The 2560-nt window shown below is 52.5% G+C and carries 2 protein-coding genes and 1 pseudogene; all 3 read right to left on the bottom strand.

Annotated features, from left to right (window positions below; translation table 11 throughout):
• On the bottom strand, positions 1–555 hold a 555-nt coding region (locus QNK41_RS06025; RefSeq protein WP_319254779.1), incomplete at its 3' end, for a GAF domain-containing protein.
• 31 nt (positions 556–586) lie between these two features.
• Complete coding sequence (locus QNK41_RS06020; protein ID WP_319254777.1) at positions 587–1237, bottom strand: TIGR00730 family Rossman fold protein; 651 nt, start codon at positions 1235–1237, stop codon at positions 587–589.
• A gap of 925 nt (positions 1238–2162) precedes the next feature.
• Positions 2163–2560: pseudogene (locus tag QNK41_RS06015) on the bottom strand (hypothetical protein); the annotation flags it as partial.

Below are 2560 nucleotides of genomic sequence, written 5' to 3'. Positions count from 1 at the left end.
GGTGGCTTTTTCCAGTGCCAGCAGCGTCAGGGCGGCAAAGCGTTCAAGGACAATCACATCCTCCTGGTCGAAGCGCTTTTCCGGATCCACATGGGCCAGACCGATGACGCCCTGAACCTGACTGTCGGATTTCAGCGGAATCCCCACGATGCAGCGCAGGCCGTCAAGGGCCGGATCGTCCAGTCGCCCTGACCAGTTGCTGTAGTCCGCCACGAGCACGGGAGCCTCTGTCTGCCAGACGCACCCCCCCATGCCCTCGCCCTTGCGGACCGACCGACCCAGCTGTTCGGCAAAGAAACCCTTTCCCACGCGCATCTGCATCACCTGTGCGTCCGGTTCCAACAGGTAGATATAGCAATGCTGGGTGCCGGTCAGGGCAGCCGCGCGCTCGATAATGGTCTCCAGCAATTCTTCTTTATCGATTTTATCCAGAAGGCCCAAGGCGGTTTCGTGAAGGGCCCGCAAAGATGCGTTCTGGCGCTGGACGGTTGGATCTGCTGGATTCGTGGGCAAGGCTTTTGCGGATTCGGAGTTCTGCTGTGCTGAATTAGACATGGTCACACTTGCTGATTTAGGGATGCGTTTGTCAGACGACGAGGATTTTGCGGACCGTGTCGACGATCTCCTCAGGGTCATCCAATACTTGTATGATATCCATGTCCTGGGGAGAAATCAGCGACTTGGCCAATAACTGGTTGCGGATCCACTCCAGTAGCCCGCCCCAATAATCGGTTCCAACCATGATGATGGGAAAGGGCCGAATCCGACGGGTCTGCACCAGGGTGATCACTTCAAAAAGTTCATCCATGGTTCCGAAGCCGCCGGGCATGACAACGTAGGCGGCGGCATATTTGATGAACATGACCTTGCGGATGAAAAAATACTTGAACTCCATCCGGATCGTTGCATACGGGTTGGGCTTTTGTTCAAAGGGAAGCTGGATGTTCAAACCCACCGACGTGCCGCCGGCTTCGGCGGCGCCCTTATTGGCCGCCTCCATGATCCCACCGCCCCCGCCGGTGATCACCCCGAAACTGTTTTTAACGAAAAGAGCGGCGATGGCTTCCGCTTTTTTATATTGCGGATCATCGGGACGGGTTCTGGCTGATCCGAAAATGCTGACCGCGGGACCCAGGTCGTGAAGGCCCTCAACGCCTTCCACAAATTCACCCATGATCTTAAACAGTCGCCAGGATTCTCCCAGCTTCAGATCGTCGATTAAAAACTGCTTTTCCATTAAATTCCTCTGTTTTCACCCCTACGTTGCAAAAGCTGGAGGGCTTGAGAGCCAAGGCGTCAAGGGTGAAGCTGTATTCGGCTACCGCGATCCCTTGACAACACGGGATCTGAAGTCCTCCCGCTTTCCTGGAAGGTAAACACAATGAGAAAAACTGAGCCATTCTTGGAAATCACCGTTTGTGACATCCAGAAAATGGTAGAAACCTATCTATATTCAGTATGATACCTTTCATTTAGCCATCTTTTTCCATACTGTTTATGCAACATTGGGGATAAGCCATTTATTAATCATCACCGCCACCTTTTGTCTGGTCCTTCCGTCTGATACGGTGCTTGTTGACGCCGGTCCCAAATTCGCAGCAATCTAATCACAACTACCACATATTGTTTTTTAAACTATAAAAGCATACCACATGGCGTATAAGGCGGCACACCAAACTTTCTTGTCGGATAGCCAGTGCAAATAGACGTAAGGCAGGCGTTCACAGGTTCAGCGTTCACCGTTCTGGGTTTGCTTTCATTCGTTGACGGTGCTCATCGGCTAGCAAGCTCCTCATGAAACTGCCAATCGCAACACGAGTAACTCATACATCGGATCAGCGTTAACCGTTATATGATACTTTGGCTGAGGTTCTGGTGCACCCTCAACCGCTGAACCCTAAACCGTTGAACCTGTGAACGGCTATGACGCAAATACGACATACTGATACCTAAACCAAGCGATTGTCGAGCTTACCGCAGATTCAGGGCAGATGTCGTCGCGCTATAGTGGACTATGCGCGGCGATATCTAACGCCGAAGATGGGGTGAGATCAGCAAACCCAATGGGTTTCACCTTTTGAATACAACCACCGATGGTACCCAACCGTGATCGTTACCAATCGACCTTCTTCAAGAAAGGTGAATCGCTTGGGTTTTTCAAATCAGCTGTTTTTGGGTGCGTCTGCCATCACCAGGGGGTTGTCAAAATCAAAACCGAACAAGCGGGGATTCTCGCCGATCACGGCGGCGGTGAAGATGGAGAAGACGTAATCGTAAGTTTCATCCGGGACTTTATTCCGGTAGGCGGATATCAATTGCCAGAAATTGCGTTCCCGGGGATTTTCCGGCATGGTCTGGATCAGCTTGACCACCCGCCGCTCTCCCCAGTTGTATGAGGCCATCACCAGCAACCCGGATGCCTGGGCGTCCGTGGTATAGATGTCCCGGAGATAACTGGCGGCCGCCCGGGTCGATTTGTCAAAATTATGGCGCTCGTCCAAAAGGTCCACCACGGCGTCATCTTTGAGGGGGCCGATGCGAAGTCCGTATCTTTCAGCGG

The organism is Desulfosarcina sp. (assembly GCF_033791525.1).
Classification (GTDB): domain Bacteria; phylum Desulfobacterota; class Desulfobacteria; order Desulfobacterales; family Desulfosarcinaceae; genus Desulfosarcina.
The sequence above is the reverse complement of the archived record's forward strand: the minus strand, read 5'-3'. Positions and strand labels throughout refer to the sequence as shown.